Origin of the sequence: Janthinobacterium sp. PSPC1-1, assembly GCF_049897625.1 — a bacterium.
Lineage (GTDB): Bacteria > Pseudomonadota > Gammaproteobacteria > Burkholderiales > Burkholderiaceae_D > Janthinobacterium > Janthinobacterium tructae.
The window spans coordinates 963575-981898 of record NZ_JAFCWP010000001.1 but is presented as its reverse complement, the minus strand read 5'-3'; the positions used below and the strand labels follow the sequence as shown (position 1 = coordinate 981898).

General features: G+C 63.0%; 17 protein-coding genes and 4 tRNA genes. 9 read left to right on the top strand and 12 right to left on the bottom strand.

From position 1 onward, the window contains the following. Window positions 1-9: 9 nt before the first annotated feature. Window positions 10-573, bottom strand: a complete 564-nt coding sequence (locus ACP7EG_RS04420; RefSeq protein ID WP_426086575.1) for a GNAT family N-acetyltransferase — start codon at window positions 571-573, stop codon at window positions 10-12. 178 nt (window positions 574-751) lie between these two features. Between ACP7EG_RS04420 and ACP7EG_RS04415 the strand changes: the two genes are divergently transcribed. From ACP7EG_RS04415 to ACP7EG_RS04400, 4 genes are all read left to right on the top strand, one after another. Beyond that, a complete protein-coding gene (locus tag ACP7EG_RS04415) occupies window positions 752-1519 on the top strand; it encodes a CPBP family intramembrane glutamic endopeptidase (RefSeq protein ID WP_426086573.1) in 768 nt (255 codons plus the stop codon). A 9-nt stretch (window positions 1520-1528) separates the two neighbouring features. After that, the gene (locus ACP7EG_RS04410) at window positions 1529-2185 is read left to right on the top strand and encodes a hypothetical protein (RefSeq protein WP_426086572.1); all 657 of its coding nucleotides are present in this window, start codon (window positions 1529-1531) and stop codon (window positions 2183-2185) included. A gap of 10 nt (window positions 2186-2195) precedes the next feature. Then, window positions 2196-3002: a DUF6624 domain-containing protein gene (locus ACP7EG_RS04405; RefSeq protein ID WP_426086571.1), complete on the top strand. Its 807-nt coding sequence runs from the start codon at window positions 2196-2198 to the stop codon at window positions 3000-3002. A 196-nt stretch (window positions 3003-3198) separates the two neighbouring features. After that, window positions 3199-3705, top strand: a complete 507-nt coding sequence (locus ACP7EG_RS04400; protein ID WP_426086570.1) for an AAA family ATPase — start codon at window positions 3199-3201, stop codon at window positions 3703-3705. Here the strand turns inward: ACP7EG_RS04400 and ACP7EG_RS04395 are convergent. Further along, a complete protein-coding gene (locus ACP7EG_RS04395) occupies window positions 3702-4847 on the bottom strand; it encodes an alpha-hydroxy acid oxidase (RefSeq protein ID WP_426086569.1) in 1146 nt (381 codons plus the stop codon). The genes ACP7EG_RS04400 and ACP7EG_RS04395 overlap by 4 nt on opposite strands. A gap of 92 nt (window positions 4848-4939) precedes the next feature. Then, a complete protein-coding gene (locus ACP7EG_RS04390; RefSeq protein WP_426086568.1) occupies window positions 4940-5896 on the bottom strand; it encodes a phytanoyl-CoA dioxygenase family protein in 957 nt (318 codons plus the stop codon). Window positions 5897-6011: 115 nt separating this feature from the next. Between ACP7EG_RS04390 and ACP7EG_RS04385 the strand changes: the two genes are divergently transcribed. Beyond that, window positions 6012-6884, top strand: coding sequence for a helix-turn-helix domain-containing protein (locus ACP7EG_RS04385; RefSeq protein WP_426086567.1), 873 nt, complete (start codon window positions 6012-6014; stop codon window positions 6882-6884). Between the two features lie 55 nt (window positions 6885-6939). Here the strand turns inward: ACP7EG_RS04385 and ACP7EG_RS04380 are convergent. From ACP7EG_RS04380 to ACP7EG_RS04365, 4 genes are all read right to left on the bottom strand, one after another. Further along, window positions 6940-7016: transfer RNA gene (locus ACP7EG_RS04380), tRNA-Arg, on the bottom strand. Window positions 7017-7176: 160 nt separating this feature from the next. Further along, a tRNA-Arg gene (locus ACP7EG_RS04375) sits at window positions 7177-7253 on the bottom strand. Window positions 7254-7331: 78 nt separating this feature from the next. Further along, window positions 7332-7408 (bottom strand) — tRNA-Arg (locus tag ACP7EG_RS04370). Window positions 7409-7490: 82 nt separating this feature from the next. Next, a tRNA-Arg gene (locus tag ACP7EG_RS04365) sits at window positions 7491-7567 on the bottom strand. A 425-nt stretch (window positions 7568-7992) separates the two neighbouring features. Between ACP7EG_RS04365 and ACP7EG_RS04360 the strand changes: the two genes are divergently transcribed. Both ACP7EG_RS04360 and ACP7EG_RS04355 read left to right on the top strand, forming a co-directional pair. Further along, entirely contained in the window at window positions 7993-10479 is a 2487-nt protein-coding gene (locus ACP7EG_RS04360; protein ID WP_426086566.1) for a hybrid sensor histidine kinase/response regulator, read from the top strand. Between the two features lie 300 nt (window positions 10480-10779). Next, window positions 10780-11763, top strand: coding sequence for a diguanylate cyclase domain-containing protein (locus tag ACP7EG_RS04355; RefSeq protein WP_426086564.1), 984 nt, complete (start codon window positions 10780-10782; stop codon window positions 11761-11763). 75 nt (window positions 11764-11838) lie between these two features. Here the strand turns inward: ACP7EG_RS04355 and ACP7EG_RS04350 are convergent, their stop codons facing one another. Beyond that, on the bottom strand, window positions 11839-12234 hold the full coding sequence (locus ACP7EG_RS04350; RefSeq protein WP_096236236.1) for a hypothetical protein: 396 nt from the start codon (window positions 12232-12234) through the stop codon (window positions 11839-11841). A gap of 309 nt (window positions 12235-12543) precedes the next feature. Here ACP7EG_RS04350 and ACP7EG_RS04345 point away from each other — a divergent pair, with 309 nt between their 5' ends. Both ACP7EG_RS04345 and ACP7EG_RS04340 read left to right on the top strand, forming a co-directional pair. Beyond that, window positions 12544-13257 (top strand): sensor histidine kinase, encoded by a 714-nt coding sequence (locus ACP7EG_RS04345; RefSeq protein ID WP_426086563.1) that lies wholly within the window; start codon window positions 12544-12546, stop codon window positions 13255-13257. Between the two features lie 50 nt (window positions 13258-13307). Beyond that, window positions 13308-13823 (top strand): DUF6265 family protein, encoded by a 516-nt coding sequence (locus tag ACP7EG_RS04340; RefSeq protein ID WP_426086562.1) that lies wholly within the window; start codon window positions 13308-13310, stop codon window positions 13821-13823. Between the two features lie 42 nt (window positions 13824-13865). Here ACP7EG_RS04340 and ACP7EG_RS04335 read toward each other — a convergent pair whose 3' ends face one another. The 4 genes from ACP7EG_RS04335 to ACP7EG_RS04320 all read right to left on the bottom strand — a co-directional run bounded on the left by ACP7EG_RS04335 (window position 13866) and on the right by ACP7EG_RS04320 (window position 18285). Then, the gene (locus ACP7EG_RS04335) at window positions 13866-15164 is read right to left on the bottom strand and encodes an NAD(P)/FAD-dependent oxidoreductase (RefSeq protein ID WP_426086561.1); all 1299 of its coding nucleotides are present in this window, start codon (window positions 15162-15164) and stop codon (window positions 13866-13868) included. A 20-nt stretch (window positions 15165-15184) separates the two neighbouring features. Then, the gene (locus ACP7EG_RS04330) at window positions 15185-15685 is read right to left on the bottom strand and encodes a hypothetical protein (RefSeq protein ID WP_426086560.1); all 501 of its coding nucleotides are present in this window, start codon (window positions 15683-15685) and stop codon (window positions 15185-15187) included. Between the two features lie 93 nt (window positions 15686-15778). Continuing rightward, window positions 15779-16546, bottom strand: coding sequence for a transporter (locus tag ACP7EG_RS04325; protein ID WP_426086559.1), 768 nt, complete (start codon window positions 16544-16546; stop codon window positions 15779-15781). A gap of 83 nt (window positions 16547-16629) precedes the next feature. Further along, a complete protein-coding gene (locus ACP7EG_RS04320; RefSeq protein ID WP_426086558.1) occupies window positions 16630-18285 on the bottom strand; it encodes a methyl-accepting chemotaxis protein in 1656 nt (551 codons plus the stop codon). Window positions 18286-18324: the final 39 nt, after the last annotated feature.

The following is an 18324-nucleotide window of genomic DNA, read 5'->3' as shown; positions in this document are numbered from 1 at the left end:
CGCAGTGGCTCACGCGGCGCCCTTGCGGCGCGCTTCCCACGTCCGCCGCAGCAAGCCGTACAGGGCCGAATCGCTGACCTGCCCGCCCACGATCCAGCGTTCGGGCAGGAAGCCTTCCTTGTTGAAACCCTGGCGTTCCAGGGCGCTGGCCGAAGCGGCGTTATGCGGATCGATGTCGGCTTCCAGGCGGTTCAGGTCGCGCTCGATGAAGGCGAATTCAAGCAGCGCCGACAAGGCTTCGTGCATATAGCCACGGCCCCAGTACGGACGGCCCAGCGCGTAGCCGATTTCGGCGCGGCGGTTCTGGCGGTGCTCGGAAAACAGGCTGCAGCTGCCCAGGTATTCGCCCGTCGCCTTCAGCTCGACGGCGAAGCGGAAGAATTCCTCTTTCTCGAAAGCGGCGATGTCTTCGGCAATCTGGCGCGTGGCGCGGCTGGCATCGGTCCACGGCGGTTCGCTGAAATAGCGCATCACTTCGGGGTCGGCATGCATGGCGAATTGGGCCGCTTCATCGGATGGCTGCGGCTTGCGCAGGATCAGGCGCGCAGTGGTGAGGATTTTCGTGTAGGCCATGCAACTCCAATCGAAGGTTGAAACGGACAATGCTTATTATTCCATGCAATTGTAATGATGTGGCAACTTTGCAGCGCGGCTTTTAATGTACTATGGCAATGTTTCTCCATATCATAGATGCAACTTCATGATCCGCTCATGCACGCAGTAAACGATGCAGCACACACCGAAGCCGACCATGTCCATCCCTAGAATCCACCTCACCATGCCGCTCGCCATCGGCGCACTGGCCATCTGGCTGGGCCTGAGCCTGGCAGGCCGCTGGCTGGAAGCGGCCGGCTACGCCTTGCCGGGCGCCGCCGTCACCGGGCGTATCGGCCTGTCGTGGGCGCTGGCCGCCATGTTCGCACTGGCGCTGCTGCTGGCATCAAGCCGGCGCCGCGAAGCAGGCCTGTGCGCGCCGCAGCCATGGAAAACGCTGTGGCTGGTCTGGCCGCCGCTGCTGTATGCCTTGCTGATGTTGCTGCTGGCCTGGGCCGGCGGCTGGCCGCAGCCGCGCGTGCTGCTGATCGTGGCGTGCAATGCGGCGCTGGTGGCCATCTCGGAAGAACTGATGTTCCGCGCCATCTTGCTGCAAGGCATGCTGGACCGCTACGCCGTCTGGCCCGCCGTCCTGATGTCATCGGTGCTGTTCGGCCTGGCCCACTTGGCCAACGGCCTGGCCACGGGCGACGTCAGCGGTGCCCTGTGGCAAGCCGTCGCCGCCACCCTGCAGGGCGTCGGCTATGCAGCCATACGCTTGCGCACCCGCTCGGTATGGCCCATGGTCCTCGTGCATGGACTGTGGGACTACGCGCTGGTGACGGCCACCTTGCCCAACCCGGCCGAAGACGGCGCGTCCATCCTGCCGACTATCGCCCTGCTGGCCGTGCTGCCCCTGTGCCTGTATGGCGTGTACCTGCTGCGCCCCAGCCAGAGGGCTGCCATATCTCAACTACAACGATAAGGAAGGTGCATGGCGTTTTTTTCCCGTGATTATGAGGTATTCCTGCTGCTGGCCGCGCCCGATGCGCCGCCGCTGTGGAATGCGGCGCAATGGACGCCGTTTGCCGCCAGCCTCGATGGTCTCATGGCGCAGGCGCGGGGCAAGGCGGGCGTGCGCAGCCATCAATACAATCCCAAGGGCAAGCCGATTCCCTTTGGCCGCCTGGGCTGGGACGACAAATCGCACGCGAAGTGGACGCACACGGCGGCCACGACGCAAGCGCGCTTCATGACCGTGGAAGCCTGGGCGCCCACCTGGACCCTCTGCGAAAAAGACGACCAGGCGCCCGATGTGTTCCTCGCACTGGCCAACGAATCGCTGCTGGGACTGGCCGGCAAGCCCCTGCAATTCGGCCAGCGCCTGGTGTGCGCCATCGCCACGGACATGGGGCCGGAGGCGGCCGCCACCTTGCGGCAAGCCCTGGCGCAACTGGCCGCGCAGCAAGACGCTGTCGTCTTCGCCCACACGCGGCGCCAGTGGGGCCGCGCCGCGCATGGCGGCTTCACGGGCGCCATCCAGGATATGCTGATCGGCGGCCTGTTCCAGCCGGACGACCCGCATGCGCGGCCGCTCGATGCGGCCACCTTCCGCGAAACCTGGACCTTGCTCGACATCCCCCATTCCTGAACGGACTCCCATGCCGCGCCTGACCTTCACCATCCTGCTGTGCTGCAGCGTCCATGCGGGCGCCTTCGAACTGAGCGGCGCCATCCGCAGCAACGGCCCACCGTTGCCGCCAGCCATCAGCATCGTTGCCGAGCGCATGCACGGCGAGCCGCAAATACATGGCACGGTCGAGAATGGCCGCTACCGCATTGATGTACCGGAAGGCACCACGCTGGCACTGCTCCTGCAATCGCCCGACTGGGAAGCGGAACCCAAGCTCATCTTCAGCGCGGCCACGGCGGGCGCGCTGGACTTCCTGCTGTATCCGGCGGCAGTGCCCGAAGAGACGCTGGCAGCCGAATTGCGGGCCATGGAACAGGAAGACCAGGCACTGCGCGCGGGATTCCCGCCAACGGGGCCGGACCTGGCCACACGCCAGCGCATGCTTGCCACGGATGGCGCACACGAGCAACGCTTGCGGCAAATCATCGCCAGCAAGGGCTGGCCCACGCAAACGATGGTGGGCTACAAGGCAGCGGGCAGCGCCTGGCTGATCGCCCAGCATGGTTCCAATGCCTTCCTCAAAAGCAGCCTGCCGCTGATGCGCGCAGCAGCGGCACGGGGGGAGATCACGCCATCGAAGCTGGCACTGGCGATCGACCGCGACTTGAGCAATGACAATCAGCCGCAGTTGTACGGCAGCCAGTTCCAGACTGGCAGCGACGGCAAGACGGTCCCCTTCCCCATCGACGATCCGCAGCGCCTGGAGCAGCGCCGCGCCAGCATGGGCATGGAACCGTATGCGCAATACCGGCAGTTATTCGAGCAGGACAATTGACAACGCCAACCGTCGCATGGCATCGTTGCGCCATGCCATCGCCATTCCCGCCCCTGCCATCGATTATTGCCGCCATTTCAAGCATGGTGGCTGGACAGGAATGACATTGACCGAGCCGCCTGCAAGGCGGCTTGGATCTGCAACAAACAATCAAGACGTCTCGCAGGCTTTGTTTTACTCACCTGAGCGAGCGACCATGCAAACCACTTCCAGCACCCCAGTTACCCCCACCCTGCACCTCGTGTGCGGCAAGATTGCATCCGGAAAATCCACGTTGACGGTCCGGCTGGCCTGCGCGCCGCAGACCGTGCGCATCAGCGAAGACAGCTTGCTGGCGCAGCTGTATCCGGGCCAGATCGCCAGCCTTGCCGACTATGTGGCGTGCGCGGCGCGGCTGCGCGCGGCCATCGCCCCTTTGGCCCTGCAGCTGCTGCAGGCGTGCGTGTCCGTCGTGCTCGATTTCCCCGCGAATACACCGGCCAGCCGCGCCTGGATGCGCGAACTGTTCCAGCAGGCGGGCACGCCGCACGTGCTGCATTACCTGGATGTACAGGATGAGGAATGCAAGGCGCGCTTGCGCCAGCGCAATGCCGGCGGATTGCACCCGTTCTCCACCAGCGACGCTGATTTTGACGCCATCACGCGCCACTTCGTGCCGCCCCAGGCGTCGGAAGGCTTTGATATTGTGCGGATAGAAGCTTAAAACGTCCCCGGCAGCAGGATTTTTTTATCCACATGCTGCAGGTCGCGCAAGCCGCAAAAGGCCATCGTCAGGTCGAGTTCATTGCGGATGATGTCCAGGCATTTGGTCACGCCCGGCCCGCCCATGGCACCCAGGCCGTACAGGAACGGGCGGCCGATGTACACGCCCTTGGCGCCCAGGGCCACGGCCTTGATCACGTCCTGGCCCGAGCGGATGCCCCCGTCCATGTGCACTTCAATCTGGCTGCCGACGGCGTCGACGATGGCGGGCAAGGCTTCGATCGACGATTGCGCGCCGTCGAGCTGGCGCCCGCCGTGGTTCGAGACGATCAGCGCGTCGGCGCCACTGTTGAAGGCCAGGCGCGCGTCTTCCGGGTCCATGATGCCCTTGATGATGAGTTTGCCGCCCCAGCGCTGCTTGATCCATTCCACGTCCGCCCACGACAGGCTCAGGTCGAACTGCTGCTGCGTCCAGGCTGACAGCGACGACATGTCGGAGACGGACGTGGCGTGGCCGACGATGTTGCCGAAGCCGCGCCGCTTCGTGCCCAGCATGCCCGCCACCCAGCGCGGCTTGGTGGCCATGTTGATGATGTTGGGAATCGTCAATTTCGGTGGCGCCGACAGGCCGTTGCGCAAATCCTTGTGGCGCTGGCCCAGCACCTGCAAGTCGAGCGTCAATACCAGCGCGCCGCACTTGGCCGCCTTGGCGCGGTCGATCAGGCGGTTGATGAATTCGCGGTCCTTCATCACGTACAGCTGGAACCAGAACGGTTTTGTCGTGTTCGCCGCCACGTCTTCGATCGAGCAAATGCTCATGGTCGACAGGGTGAACGGCACGCCGAAGCGCTCGGCGGCCTGGGCGGCGAGGATTTCGCCATCCGCATGCTGCATGCCCGTCAAGCCCGTGGGCGACAGGGCCACCGGCATCGAGACATGCTGTCCGACCATGGTCGAGGCCAGGCTGCGGTTTTCCAGGTTGACGGCCACGCGCTGGCGGAACTTGATCTTGGCGAAATCGCTGTTGTTGGCGCGGTACGTCGATTCTGTCCAGGAACCGGAATCGGCGTAGTCGTAAAACATGCGCGGCACCCGTTTCTGGGCCAGCACGCGCAAGTCTTCGATGCAGGTGATGATACTCATGCGTTTCCTCGGTCGATGGCAAGTCGAACCATGATCGTGCATTTACCCGCAATTGTCTATCCGGCAGGCAAGACTGGCGGACAGACCGTGGCTTACCAGTCGCGCGCGCCGAGGATCTGCTCGCCCAGCGCAGTCAAACGCGCCTGCGGATAGCGCAGCATTTCCTTTTCCTCGGGGTCGCCGGGAAACGCGTAGCCCTGCGGCGCGCTGCGCTCGCGCCAGCTTTGCACGCGCCAGTCGCGCAAAGCTTGATTGTCTTCCTGGGCGGGCGTGAAGGAAATATATTGCGCCAGGCGCACCTGGTCCGTGGACGTGTTCGGGCGGATGCCGTGCGCCAGCAGGCTGTTGAAGATCAACAACTCGCCTTTTTTCATGGCGATGAATTCCATCGGATATGGCACCGTCGCCAGGTCCGGCTGCCACGGGTTGCGATCCGCCGGCACGCTCTTGCGCCACGCGAGCAAGTTGTTGAACAGTTCCGGATAGCATTGAAAACCGCCGCTCTCGGGCGAGGTATCGGACAGGGCCAGCACACCCTGCACGTTGACGGGCAGCGGGTCGAGCGTGGTGTCGGCATCCCAGTGGATGAAGCCGCCAAACTTGCGCTTGCCATGGTTCGGCGTGTTCAGGTTGGCGCGGTCGATGGTCACCCACAAATCCTGACGGTCCCAGATGTCGACGAAGGCATCATATACCCGTTGGGTCTGGCGGTTATCCCACAGGGTCTGGTTGTGATAGGCCTCGACCATGCCGGAACCGTTGAGTTCCTTCATCGTGTGGTCGCGCAACTGGTCCCGGTTCCAGGTGGCAGCATCGTGCTGGTCCAGTCCTTGAAACTCCCACAGGAAATCTGTTGTGCGGCGCACTTGCTCGGGCGACACGGCATCCTTGACGATGACATAACCATAGGTTTGCCAGTGCAAAAAGTCGCTGTCGGACAGCACGCGCAGGGGCAGCTGTTTCTGGATGTCGCGCAACTGGGTTTGCTCCGTGTAGGCCACGGACGGGTTGCCGGGACGGTCTTCGCCGTATTGATATTTGTCTTGCATCGCTGTCTCCTGTGTTGGTATGAGACAGATTGTGCAATGGCACGGCGCCGTAAAATGCGCGCTGAGCGGCCAATACTGATACTATCCTGACTATTCATTCGCCTCAAACGTCACAATGACGCCTTTATTCGAACAAGTCACGATACCGACGGGCCACTCCTGGGGCTTGCTGTGGCGCGAACTCGACACCATTCCCTTCATCTGGCATTACCACCCGCAATTCGAGCTGACCCTCACCGTCAATGCGCGGGGACAACGCTATATCGGCGACCACCTGGGCGATTTCGAGCCGGGCGACCTGGTGCTGCTGGGGCCGAATTTGCCGCACACCTGGTCGGCCAGCGAGCGCATCGACGGCGCGCAGCCGATGCTGGCCGTCGTCGTATGGTTTTCATTGGAATGGGTGGAGCAACTGGCGGCCTGTTTTCCCGAGTTGCACAGCTTGCGGCAACTGGCGGCCCGCGCCGGCCCTGCCCTGCATTTTTCAGCGGAGACGAGCGCGCGCAGCGCAGATAAACTACTGCAACTGCATGCCCTGCCCGTGCCACAGCGCTTGCCGCTGCTGCTCGACGTGCTGCTGGATCTGGCCAGTGATGGCGGCGCACGGCCGCTGGCCTCGATGGCACAGGCGCCGCTGCCCGATGGGCAACACAAGCGCATGGCGAGTGTGTTTGATTTCATGCACGCGCATTTCCGGGAAGAAATCGCGCTGGAAATCCTGGCGCAGCGGGCGGCCCTGTCGCTGGGCGCGTTTCACCGCTGTTTCAAGCGCCACGCGCATTGCACGCCGGGCGAGTACCTGGCGCGGTTGCGCATCGGCCGCGCCTGCCAACAGCTGATCGAGAGCAATCTCGCCATCGCCGTCATCGCGCAAGAGGCGGGCTACCGCAACCTCGCACATTTCAACCGCCAGTTTCGCGCCGCCAGGCACGTCACGCCGCGCGCGTTCCGCCTGCAATACCGGCGCGGCGCCACAGGCGTATCGTAAAACCATTCGGGAACGAAAAAGGGGATCAGATTTTACAATCTGACCCCCAATATTCTGGTGCGGCTGGCAGGAATTGAACCCACGACCCCTTGGTTCGTAGCCAAGTACTCTATCCAGCTGAGCTACAGCCGCCTAAGACAAGATTATAGCAGGGCTTTGCAGAATGGCAAAGGGCGCCGTGCGGAAATTTCACAATTGCCCAGGCCGCCAGCATGACCGCTGTCTGCCCGCCGCGAGGACGAAAAAAAACCCGGAAAGCGAACTTTCCGGGTTTTTCCACTACTGCTGATACTGGTGCGGCTGGCAGGAATTGAACCCACGACCCCTTGGTTCGTAGCCAAGTACTCTATCCAGCTGAGCTACAGCCGCAAACTCTGACACACTTCGCCGGACGGCGCGAAGCTTGAAACTTTCATCAAAACGCAGCGAACTGCGTTTTGGCAATACTGGTGCGGCTGGCAGGAATTGAACCCACGACCCCTTGGTTCGTAGCCAAGTACTCTATCCAGCTGAGCTACAGCCGCAAAACTTCTACAACATTCCATTAACAACATGGAGATGAAACTTTTTACAACAAAACCAGGCAAAGTCTGATTTTCAGTATTCTGGTGCGGCTGGCAGGAATTGAACCCACGACCCCTTGGTTCGTAGCCAAGTACTCTATCCAGCTGAGCTACAGCCGCGCAGGCAAACATTATAGCGTATTCATTTCGCTTTGAAAAGTTCGATTTTTCAATCGCTTAGCTGATTTTGCAGAATACCGCCCCGCACCATCAGCCACCTTTTCACTGCCGAAAAGCGCACGCCTTTCATCGATGGACACAACGGCTTTCACAGTGGCATCCAGCGCATCGAGAAGTTGCTGTCTCGAAAGAAGCGGGATTATAGGGACTGCCTTCCCGTCTGTCCAGTGCTATCTGCAGGCGGCACGCAAGCGTGCGGTGGCGCCGCTCCGCTTGGAGCTACAATACCAGTCAGACAGGGGCGCTCGTGCCTCCTCTCATGCATGACGGCAGGCAGTTCCATCATGCCCCACTCACTGAGCTTAGCGATGGCGGCCAGGCGGGGCAACAGCCTGTGCGGCAGACTCACCGTTGCAGGATTTCCGATGGCTAAGCATGACCGCAAGCAAGATCTGCTCCCCCCATCAGCGCCGCTGAGCCTGTCAGACGAGCGCCTGGCCAACTTACTGGAGAGTATTACCGACGGCTTCTGCCTGCTCAACCAAGACTGGACCATCCGCTACATCAATACGCGCGGCGCCGACATGCTCGCACCGCAGCGTCCGCCCGGCAGCCGGCTGGCTGGCAGCAGCCTGTGGCAAGCCTGCCCCCACTTGAAGGGCACGGAACTGGAAGTGCAGTACCGGCGCAGCATGGCGCAGCAGCACAGCTGCAGTTTCGAGCTGTTGTATCCGCCGCTGGGGCGCTGGCTGGAAGTGCGCATCTTCCCGTCCAGCGAAGGCTTGACCACATATATCCAGGACATCAGTGAGCGCAAGGCGGCCGAGGAAAGCTTGCGCCACAGCGAAGAAGACTTGCGCGCGCTGGCCAATTCCATCCCGCAACTGGCCTGGATCGCCAGCTTCGACGGCACCATCGCCTGGTACAACCAGCGCTGGCACGACTACACGGGCACCAGCGCCGAACAGATGGCGGGCGAGGGCTGGAGCATCGCCTATGACGCGCAGCACTTGCCGCCCATGCTGCAAGGCTGGAAGGCCGCCTTGCGCGATGGCACGCCCTTCGAAATGGAGTTCCCCATTCGCGGCGCCGACGGCCAGTACCGCTGGTTCCTGACGCGTGCCAATCCCGTGCACGACCGGGGCGGCCAGCTGCTGCGCTGGTTTGGCACGAGCACCGACGTCGACCAGGTCAAGCGCGTGCAGGAAGCCTTGCGCGACGAGACGCGCGTACTGGAATTGCTCAACAACACGGGCGCGGCCCTGGCCAGCACCCTGGACTTGCCTGCCCTGCTGCAGGAAACCGTCGATGCGGCCACGCGCATCAGCGGCGCGCGCTTCGGCGCCTTGTATTATGACGAGGCGGGTGATGTCCACGACAGCCCCGGCGCCCTGCCTGCGCCGCGCGCCGTCAACGGCATCAGCCTGCGCCAGGCCGAAACCATCGCCGCGGAACTGCGCCAGGGACCGGCCATGCGCCAGAACGACTTGCTGGCCGCACCCGACGCCAGCGCCGATGACGCGCCGCCGTTGCGCAGTTGCCTGAGCCTGCCCATCAGCTCGCGCTCGGGCCTGTTGCTGGGCCGCTTGCTGCTCGGTCATCCGCAGGCGGGCATGTTCAGCGCGCGCAGCGAGCGCATCGTCTCGGCCATCGCGGCACAGGCCGCCGTCGCGCTCGACAATACGCGCCTGTACGCGGCCGCCACGCGCGCCGCCGACGAGCGCAAGGTGCTGCTCGACAGCGAACGCGAGGCGCGCGCCGAGGCCGAGCGCACGAATCGGCTGAAAGATGATTTTCTCGCCACCCTGTCGCATGAACTGCGCACGCCGCTGTCGGCCATCCTGGGCTGGGCCCAGGTGCTGCGGCGCGGCACGCGCGACCAGGCCGACCTGCACCGTGGCTTGCAAAGCATCGAACGCAATGCGCGCGCGCAGGCGCAACTGATCGAAGACTTGCTCGACATGAACCGCATCACCTCCGACAAGGTGCTGCTCGACCTGCAGCCCCTTGCGCCCGCCAGCGTCATCGCCTCGGCCATCGAAACCCTGCGCCCGGCAGCCGACGCCAAGCACATCGCCATCCACAGCAGCATCGCCAGCGATGCGGGCACGATCATGGGCGATCCCGGCCGTATCCAGCAAGTGATCTGGAACCTGCTGTCGAATGCCCTGAAGTTCACGCCGCAAGGGGGACGGGTCGATATCGGCGTGCGCCGCGAGGCGAGCCGCCTGGCCATCACGGTGGCCGACAACGGCGTGGGCATCAAGAAAGACTTCCTGCCCCACGTATTTGACCGCTTCCGCCAGGCAGACGCCTCCACCACGCGCCGGCATGGCGGCCTGGGACTGGGACTGGCGATCGTCAAGCACCTGGTGGAACAGCATGGCGGCACGGTCACGGTCAGCAGCGCCGGCGACATGCAGGGCGCCAGCTTTACCGTGCGCCTGCCCCTGGACACGCCGGCCGCTACCGCGCGCCAGGAGGGCGGCGCCCCGTCCGCCAGCCCTGACTTGCGCGGCGTCAGGGTGCTGCTGGTCGATGACGAAGCCGATGCACGCGAATTAACGGAACGCATCCTGCGCGATCACCACGCCGAAGTGCATGTCGCTGGCAGCGTGGCGCAAGCGCTGCAACTGCTGGAGCAGGTGCGCCCGCATGTATTGGTCAGCGACATCGGCATGCCCGATGCCGACGGCTTCGACTTGCTGGCGCACATCCGCGCGCACGCTCCCCCTGGCGCCGCCCGCCTGCCCGCGCTGGCGCTGACGGCATTCGCGCAATCGCAGGATCGCCAGCGGGCGCTGGCCAACGGCTTCCATGCCTGGGTCTCGAAACCGCTGGACCCGGCCGAATTGGTGGCGGCCGTGGCGCAACTGGCTACGGCGCACATCACGCCCCCCTTAAAAAGATGATGCAAAGAAAGACATAGTGCAGAACAAAATGGCTATTTTCGTGGGTTGACCTTCCTACTTCCAGACGCGGCACTGTCCTACAAGCAACTAAGCTGAAGTTTGCTACACTAAAATGCAGAAGCAAACCTGCACGGCAGGCAGGAGACAGGCAGCCTTGGCTGCCATCAGTGGCAGAAGCGAGTTCAAGCGCTGTTGTGCGCCGCATCTTGTTGCAAGGCGCTACTATCCTCCCCACCGCCGTCAGCCGATCATCAGCGGTAGAAGCCAGCGTTGCATAGACCGTATTAACCGAGACCCTACATGCCCAGCCAAGATGAGATTTTGAAAGCCAAAATTTTGGTCGTTGACGATTCGCCCGACAATGTCGACCTGATGCTGGAAATCCTGCGCGATGCCGGCTATACCAATGTCACGGCCACCATGCGTCCGGCCCAGGTCTGCCCCCTGCACCGGGAGCATTGCTACGACCTGATCTTGCTGGACCTGCAAATGCCGGAACTGAATGGTTTCCAGGTCATGAAAGGCTTGAAGGAGATCGAGCATGGCGGCTACCTGCCCGTGCTGGCCCTGACGGCACAGCCGAGTTTCAAGATCGCCGCCCTGGAAGCGGGGGCGCGCGACTTCATCAGCAAACCGTTCGACCTGATGGAAGTGCACAAGCGCATCCACAACATGCTGGAAGTGCGCCTGCTGTACAAGGAACTGGCACAATACAGCAAGCAGCAGCAGGAACTGGCGCTGCACGACCCGCTGACGGGCTTGCCGAACCGGCGCCTGCTGGAAGACCGCATCGAACACACGCTGCTGCAATCTGCCCGCAGCCGCGGCAAGTCGGCCATCCTGTACCTGGACCTGGACGGTTTCAAGACCATCAACGACAGTTACGGCCACGGCTATGGCGATGACATCCTGAAAATGGTGGCGGCCCGCCTGGTGGGCGCGTCGCGCAAGGAAGACACGGTAGCGCGCATCGGCGGCGACGAATTCGTCATCGTGCTGGGCAACCTGGCCGGCAAGGGCGATGCGCGCGAACCGGCCGCCAAGCTGATCGAAGTCATTTCGGAGCCGTATTTCATCAACGACCTGACCTTGCGCCTGTCGACCAGCATCGGCATCGCCATCTACCCGGACGACGCCAGCACCGTTGAATCCCTGCTGGGCGCGGCCGACACGGCCCTGTATGAAGCCAAGCGCGCCGGCAAGAACCGCTTTTGCTGCTCGCCCCACGAAGTGATCGCGTCGCAGGTCAACATGCAGAAAAGCAGCGTCGCCTCGATCGCCTGAAATTAATTCCGCGCGGCACATGAAAAAACCGGCTGGCCATCATCGGCCTGCCGGTTTTTTTCTGTCTGGCAGGTGTTATTTCTTGCCAGCCGTCACTTCATGCTGACCCGCATGCTGGTGATCCGTTTGCGCATTCACGGTGTCCGGCGCCACTTCGATACGCGTGATGCCGGCATCGACGGAAATCGGGTCGCTGGCGGGGAAAGTCATTTCGACGGCATCGTCGAGCAACTCTTCCTTGGCCCGCTCTTCGCCGCTCATGCCCTCTTCATCGGCCAGGATGGCCAGCGCGCTGGCCCATTTGACGAAATTGAGATTGGACAGTTCGCGCACGGTGGTCACGCCGAACGCCTGCTGCAAGGCCTTGGCATCCTTGGCGCTGACGCCGCGCAGGGCGCTGATGGGCGCATTGACGATGTCGCGGAAGCTTTTGTCGAGGTATTCCTTGTCGACGATGGTTTCGATATTCATGGCATGTCCTTTCGTTTCGGTAAACGGGCCGGTGCTGCACCCTGCGCCGCGGAGCGGCTATGCTGCATGGGGAGAATGCATGCCCCCACTATGGCAGCGCGCGGCACCCCGGTATGTGCGCAGCCGTACGCAACGGCGGGAACGGCACCCCTGGCGCAAACGATAATCTTGACTACGATATAAAAATGATGGGTGGAGATTAAAATTGTCGAAAAGACAGAAATTTTCCATCCATGCGCCTTGCGGTGAAATCCTCATGTATGATCCACCACTTGAATTTGGTCCACCTTTTACCATTCACGGGGCGCTATGTCCGCACAAACAGATCCGAACAAGGAAGCGGCCCAGGCCGATGCGGAACGCGCCGCCGATCTCAGCGAGTTGCTCGGTCATGTCAACACCAGCTGGGACAATGAACGGCGCGCCCTGTCGCGCCAGCTGCACGACAGCCTCGGTTCCTCGCTGACGGCGCTGACCATGCACTTGTCGCTGCTGACGCAAAAAATGCCGCAGGAAGCGGCCTTGCTCGACCGTGCGGCCACCATGAAGCAATTGCTGCTGAATGTGATTGAAACCAACCGGCAAATGCAGATGAAGCTGTGGAACGACAAACTGGAGTTTCTCGGCGTCAATGTCGCGCTGGGCGAACTGGCCGCGCAATTTGCCGACCAGCACAAAATTACCGTACGCTGCAGCCTGCCCGAGGATGAGCTGATTTGCCCGCGCAACGTGGGCGTGGCCCTGCTGCGCACCCTGGAAGAAGCGCTCAGCAACATCGCCACGCACGCCAACGCCACAGAAGTGGACATCATCATCGACGACAACGACGAAGCACTGATGATGACGGTCAAGGATAACGGCAGCGGCTTGCCGGCCAGCGAACCCGTCGAAATGAGCAAGCACGGCCTGCGCTCCGTGCGTGAACGCGTGCATTACCTGGGCGGCAACCTGAGCCTGGCGTCCAATCCGCAAGGCGGCACGGCGCTGACCGTCGTCCTGCCGCGCATTAGTCCGAAAGAATAGTCTTTGCCAGGCGCCCTCATACGCTGAACGCTTCGACGACAGGAGACCGCATGCAACGACTGATCCCCACCCTGCTGGCAGCACTGCTGACTCTGGGCAGCGCCCAGGCCGTCGAAAAAACCGTGCCACCGCCGGAAACCGTGGACAAGCTGGCCTGGCTGGCTGGCTGCTGGAATGTCGACGGCGCCGAACCCGGCTCCGGCGAACAATGGAGCACGGCCGCCGGCGGCACCATCCTGGGCACCAGCCGCACCGTCAAGGGCGGCAAGACAACGGCCTTTGAATTCGTGCAAATCCGCCTCACCGAGCCGGGCCAACTGGCCTACATCGTGCAGCCGTCGGGCCAGCCGCCCGTGATCTTCAACCTGCTACGCCAGGACAAGCCGAATGAATTCATCTTCGCCAATCTGGACAATGACTTTCCGAGCCGCATCCTCTACCGCCACGACAGCGAACGCATTTTGCACGCCAGCATCACCGGCACTTTGAAAGGCAAGCTCACCACCATCGATTTCCCCATGACGCGGGGCCGCTGCGAAGCGGCGCCGATTACGCGCAGCAAATAAAAAGGGGCCGCGAGGCCCCTTTTTCAGTTTGATATCAACGGCTTAATGCAGCTTCACCTGCGGCGTGCTGCGCTTGATCAGGAAGCGGCCCATGGCCATGACGGCCGTGCGCACGCTGCCCAGCACGGCGTTGTGGTGCATCAGGTGCAGGCTGACATACATCATGCGCGCCACAAAGCCTTCCACAAACCAGCTCAGGCCCTTCAGGGAGCCCATCAGGGTGCCCACCGAGGTGGTACGGCCGAACGACACCAGCGAACCGTAGTCCAGGTATTCATACGGCTTGGTTTGCGGCGGCTTGCCATTCGCTTGCAGCAGGAAGGTTTTCAGCAGGTAATCGGCCTGCTGGTGGGCTGCCTGGGCGCGCGGCGGCACCAGCTTGCCGTCCGGCCCCATACAGGCGGCGCAATCGCCCAGCGCGAAGATATTCGCATGGCCCTGCACATTGAGCATGCCCGTCACTTCCAGCTGGCCGGCGCGATTCGTCGGCAAGCCCAGGGTCGACAGGAATTCCGGCGCGCGGATGCCGGCGGCCCACACGCAAATGTCGGCCGCATAGCTGGTGCCGCTGGCCACCGTCACTTTGTCGGCTTCGATCGTGGTGACGCGCGTATCGGTCACCACGCTGATGCCATGTTGATGCAGCAGTTTCGAGGCGGCGATGGAGACGCGCTCGGGCAACGGCGCCAGGATGCGCGGCGCCCCTTCGAGCAGGGTGATGCGCACATCCTTGATGGCGTTGAGATTCTGAAAACCATACGCGGCATACACGCCGCTCGCTTCGCGCAATTCGGCCGCCAGCTCCACGCCCGTGGCGCCGCCACCGATGATGACGATATCGACACCGGGATGGCCCGCGTCGCCCTGGCGCTGCTCGGCCATGGCCAGCAGTTTCAGCAGGGTCAGACGGAAACGTTCGGCGTCTTCCGTGGCATTCAGGGAAATCGTGTTTTCCTTGGCGCCGGGCACGCCGAAGTAATTCGAGGTGCTGCCCACGGCCAGCACCAGCTGATCATAGTGGACCGTGCGCTGCGGCAAGAGCTGCTCATGCTTGTCGGTGGCGATGGCGCCTACGGTGAGGCTGTTCGAGGCGGTGTCGAGCGCGATCAGAGGGCCATAGACATAGGTAAAACCATTGTCATGCGCCAACATCTGGTACGACAGGCCCTCCTGGTGAATATCCAGGGTGCCGGCCGCCACCTCATGCAGCGACGGCTTCCAGATATGGTACAGGCGGCTGTCGACCAGGGTCACCTGGCCGGGGCCGAGCTTGCGGCTGAGTTTGCAGGCCAGCTCCAGGCCGCCTGCGCCGCCACCTACGATGACGATTTTACTATGCAAAGATCCTCCGGTTTGCGTGTTTAGTCCCTGCGCCCATTACCATTACCGTTGCCATGGCCCCTGCCCGGATTGTCGTCATGCTTGTCGCGCTTGCCCTCATGTTTTTCGCGCTTGTCATCATGCTTGTCAAAGTGCTTGTCATGCTTGTTGTCATGACGGTCGCGGTCGCCGTAATCGGGACGGCCATGGTCGCCATGCTGCTGACGATAGCGGGGCGCATATTGGTTGTTATACCAACTATCTTGGACGAAATAGACCTCTTGGTTACAGGCATTATACTTGCGGCAGTGCTTGGACCAGTTTTTCGCATGGCCGGGCGGCACGCGCAGGTAGATGGGGCGGGCCGAATAGTATTGCGGACGCTGCACGATGACGGGCTGGGCGTAGATCAATTGCGGCGCGGGATAGTCGCCTATGTCGATGCGTCCGTAAAAACCGGGCTGGCCGATGGTGACGGAGACCTGGGCAACAGCGGCGGTGGCGGCCGACAGCAAGACGGCGGCAAGAATCAGGGTTTTCATGGGGACACTCCTTTTATCAGTTATGCCTCGATTGTAGACCTCGTGCGCCACGCTGTTTGTTCGCAAGGACACATAAGGACCAGCGTTGCCATCTCACCACAGTTTTCCCAAAGGTACGACCAGCCCGCTGAACAGCGACCAGTCCGGCGACGCCGCCGTCAAGCCGCGCGCCATGCCGATATCGATGGCCAGCCGTGGCGTGGGACTGTAAGTGGCCGCCAGCAAGAGCTGCGCAGTGGCCGGCGCGCCGCGCAGGCGCGTGCCCGACAGTTCCGCCGTGGCACCCCAGCACGCGCTGACGGGCGTGGAAAAGGAGGCTGCCCAGCCCGTTTGCACCCTGCCAGTATGCGGGTCGGATGCGCCCAGGCGCGTGGCGTTCAGGTTGGCGTCCATGTGCACGGCGCCCAGGTCGCGGCTGAAAATGCCGTTCAGCGACACGTCGCTCTTGCCGCTGCCGATGCTGTCCTTGGCCGTCGGCAACTTCCAGCCCAGTTCCAGGCCCAGCGCCGTGGCGCTGTCGAGCAAGAAGGCGCGCTTGAGCACGACGGTCGTGTCGCCCACGCCCGTTTCGCGCCGGCCCGTGTCATCGCGCGCGCGCACGATGCCCTCACCTTCGAGCAGCACGCCCCATTCGGGCGTAAACGCCAGTTTGAACGTATAGGGCAGGCTGGCGCGGCGCGTATCGTCCGTTTTGGACAGCAAGCCGCCGGCCTCGAATTCCAGCTGGCCCGGCACGGGCAGCTGGGCGGGACTGGCCACGGAAGGCCGGTAAGGCAGGACGGGATCGCCCTCCTGCGCCTGCGCCAATGGCGCCAGGGACAGCAGGGAGAAACACAGCAACGGCAAGCAGAGAGAAGACATGGAAGACCCGGAAGTGGCAAATACGCAATAGCGACAGCCTACCACCAAGCCCAGCTGTGCGTGTTGCGCCGATCCTGCCGGGTTCAGGCCAGGCGCCGCACGCCCTGCCTGGCGGCGGGCACGGGCCGACGCAGCGGCGAGACATTGCTGGCCGGCGCCACGGGCAGCTGTTGCGCCCGGGCATGCAGGTGGAACACGCCCACCAAGTCCGTCAGGATCTGCGCCTGGTCTTGCAGCGATGCGGCGGCAGCCGCCGCCTCTTCCACCAGGGCCGCGTTCTGCTGCGTCACCTGGTCCATTTGCAGCACGGCCTGGTTGACTTGCTCGATGCCGGCGCTCTGTTCGGCGCTGGCGGCCGTGATTTCCTGCATGATGTCGGCCACCTGGCGCACACTGGTGACCACTTCATCCATCGTCTTGCCCGCGTCATGCACGAGCCTGGAGCCGATTTCCACCTGCTCGACGGAGTCGCCGATCAGGGTCTTGATTTCCTTGGCGGCACTGGCCGAGCGCTGGGCCAGGTTGCGCACCTCGGACGCCACGACGGCGAAACCGCGCCCCTCCTCGCCCGCCCTGGCCGCTTCCACGGCCGCGTTCAAGGCGAGGATGTTGGTCTGGAAGGCGATGCCGTCGATGACGCTGATGATGTCGACGATCTTGCGCGAGGAGGCATTGATCGATTCCATCGTCTGCACCACCTGCCCCACCGCCGCGCCGCCCTTGCCGGCCACGTCGGAAGCGGCGCCGGCCAGCGCATTGGCCTGGCGCGCATTGTCCGCATTCTGCCGCACGGCCGAGGTCAGCTGCTCCATCGAGGATGCCGTCTCTTCCAGAGAACTGGCCTGTTCTTCCGTGCGCGACGACAGGTCGAGATTGCCCTGGGCGATTTCGCTGGAGGCCGTATGGATGGTGTCCGTGCCCGAGCGCACCTGGCTGACAATGCCCACCAGCTTGTCGCGCATGGCTTTCATGGCAAACAGCAGGCTGGCGTTGTCATGGCTGGCCGTGCGGATATCGACAGTCAGGTCGCCCTCGGCGATGGCGCCTGCGATCTTGACGGCATACGCCGGTTCGCCGCCCAGCTGGCGCGTCAGTCCGCGCGTGATCAGCGCGCCCAGCGCCAGGCCTGCCGCCATGCTGCCCAGCACCAGCGCGAGCATGAAGCTGCGGCTGGCCTGATACACACCGGACGCCTGCTCGGCCGCCGCCTTGGCGCGCTCTTCCTTCTGCAGCGACAATTTATCCAGCACGCCGTCGAGTTCGTCCGCATGCTGGCGCGTCTGATTCAGCAAGCCGACAAGCTCGGCGCTGCGCTGGGCCAGCGGCTCGGTCCCCGCCAGGGACAGCGCCTGCGTCATGACGGTGATGTATTGCGCCTCGACGGCCGCGAAGCGGGCAAACAGTTCCTTGGCGGCCGGCGTGACGAACAGCGGCTGGGCCTTGACCAGGTGGCTTTTATTTAATTCGAGGAATTTGGCGATATCGGCCTGGCGCGTGGCGCGCTCCTCGGCGGTAGTGGCCAGCAAGAAATTACTACGGGCACGGCCCACCTTGATCAAGGCAATATTGGCTTCCTTGATATGCGACAGACCAAGCAACTCATTGTGGTACATCTGCCCGGCCATGGCGTCGATCTTGCCCATGTTGAAGATGCCGATGCCGGCCACGCTGGCCCCCATCAGTGCCAAGCAAAAAAACGCCGCGATCAGGCGCGTGCCCACCTTCATTTGACTCAACATGATTCCCCCATAGTCCGGCCACCAGTGCTCGAAGAAGCA

Excerpts from the sequence above, each read along its gene's own strand:
- ACP7EG_RS04420 (WP_426086575.1), bottom strand. The coding sequence starts at position 573 with ATGGCCTACACGAAAATCCTCACCACTGCGCGCCTGATCCTGCGCAAG.
- ACP7EG_RS04415 (WP_426086573.1), top strand. The coding sequence starts at position 752 with ATGTCCATCCCTAGAATCCACCTCACCATGCCGCTCGCCATCGGCGCA.
- ACP7EG_RS04410 (WP_426086572.1), top strand. The coding sequence starts at position 1,529 with ATGGCGTTTTTTTCCCGTGATTATGAGGTATTCCTGCTGCTGGCCGCG.
- ACP7EG_RS04405 (WP_426086571.1), top strand. The coding sequence starts at position 2,196 with ATGCCGCGCCTGACCTTCACCATCCTGCTGTGCTGCAGCGTCCATGCG.
- ACP7EG_RS04400 (WP_426086570.1), top strand. The coding sequence starts at position 3,199 with ATGCAAACCACTTCCAGCACCCCAGTTACCCCCACCCTGCACCTCGTG.
- ACP7EG_RS04395 (WP_426086569.1), bottom strand. The coding sequence starts at position 4,847 with ATGAGTATCATCACCTGCATCGAAGACTTGCGCGTGCTGGCCCAGAAA.
- ACP7EG_RS04390 (WP_426086568.1), bottom strand. The coding sequence starts at position 5,896 with ATGCAAGACAAATATCAATACGGCGAAGACCGTCCCGGCAACCCGTCC.
- ACP7EG_RS04385 (WP_426086567.1), top strand. The coding sequence starts at position 6,012 with ATGACGCCTTTATTCGAACAAGTCACGATACCGACGGGCCACTCCTGG.
- ACP7EG_RS04360 (WP_426086566.1), top strand. The coding sequence starts at position 7,993 with ATGGCTAAGCATGACCGCAAGCAAGATCTGCTCCCCCCATCAGCGCCG.
- ACP7EG_RS04355 (WP_426086564.1), top strand. The coding sequence starts at position 10,780 with ATGCCCAGCCAAGATGAGATTTTGAAAGCCAAAATTTTGGTCGTTGAC.
- ACP7EG_RS04350 (WP_096236236.1), bottom strand. The coding sequence starts at position 12,234 with ATGAATATCGAAACCATCGTCGACAAGGAATACCTCGACAAAAGCTTC.
- ACP7EG_RS04345 (WP_426086563.1), top strand. The coding sequence starts at position 12,544 with ATGTCCGCACAAACAGATCCGAACAAGGAAGCGGCCCAGGCCGATGCG.
- ACP7EG_RS04340 (WP_426086562.1), top strand. The coding sequence starts at position 13,308 with ATGCAACGACTGATCCCCACCCTGCTGGCAGCACTGCTGACTCTGGGC.
- ACP7EG_RS04330 (WP_426086560.1), bottom strand. The coding sequence starts at position 15,685 with ATGAAAACCCTGATTCTTGCCGCCGTCTTGCTGTCGGCCGCCACCGCC.
- ACP7EG_RS04325 (WP_426086559.1), bottom strand. The coding sequence starts at position 16,546 with ATGTCTTCTCTCTGCTTGCCGTTGCTGTGTTTCTCCCTGCTGTCCCTG.
- ACP7EG_RS04320 (WP_426086558.1), bottom strand. The coding sequence starts at position 18,285 with ATGTTGAGTCAAATGAAGGTGGGCACGCGCCTGATCGCGGCGTTTTTT.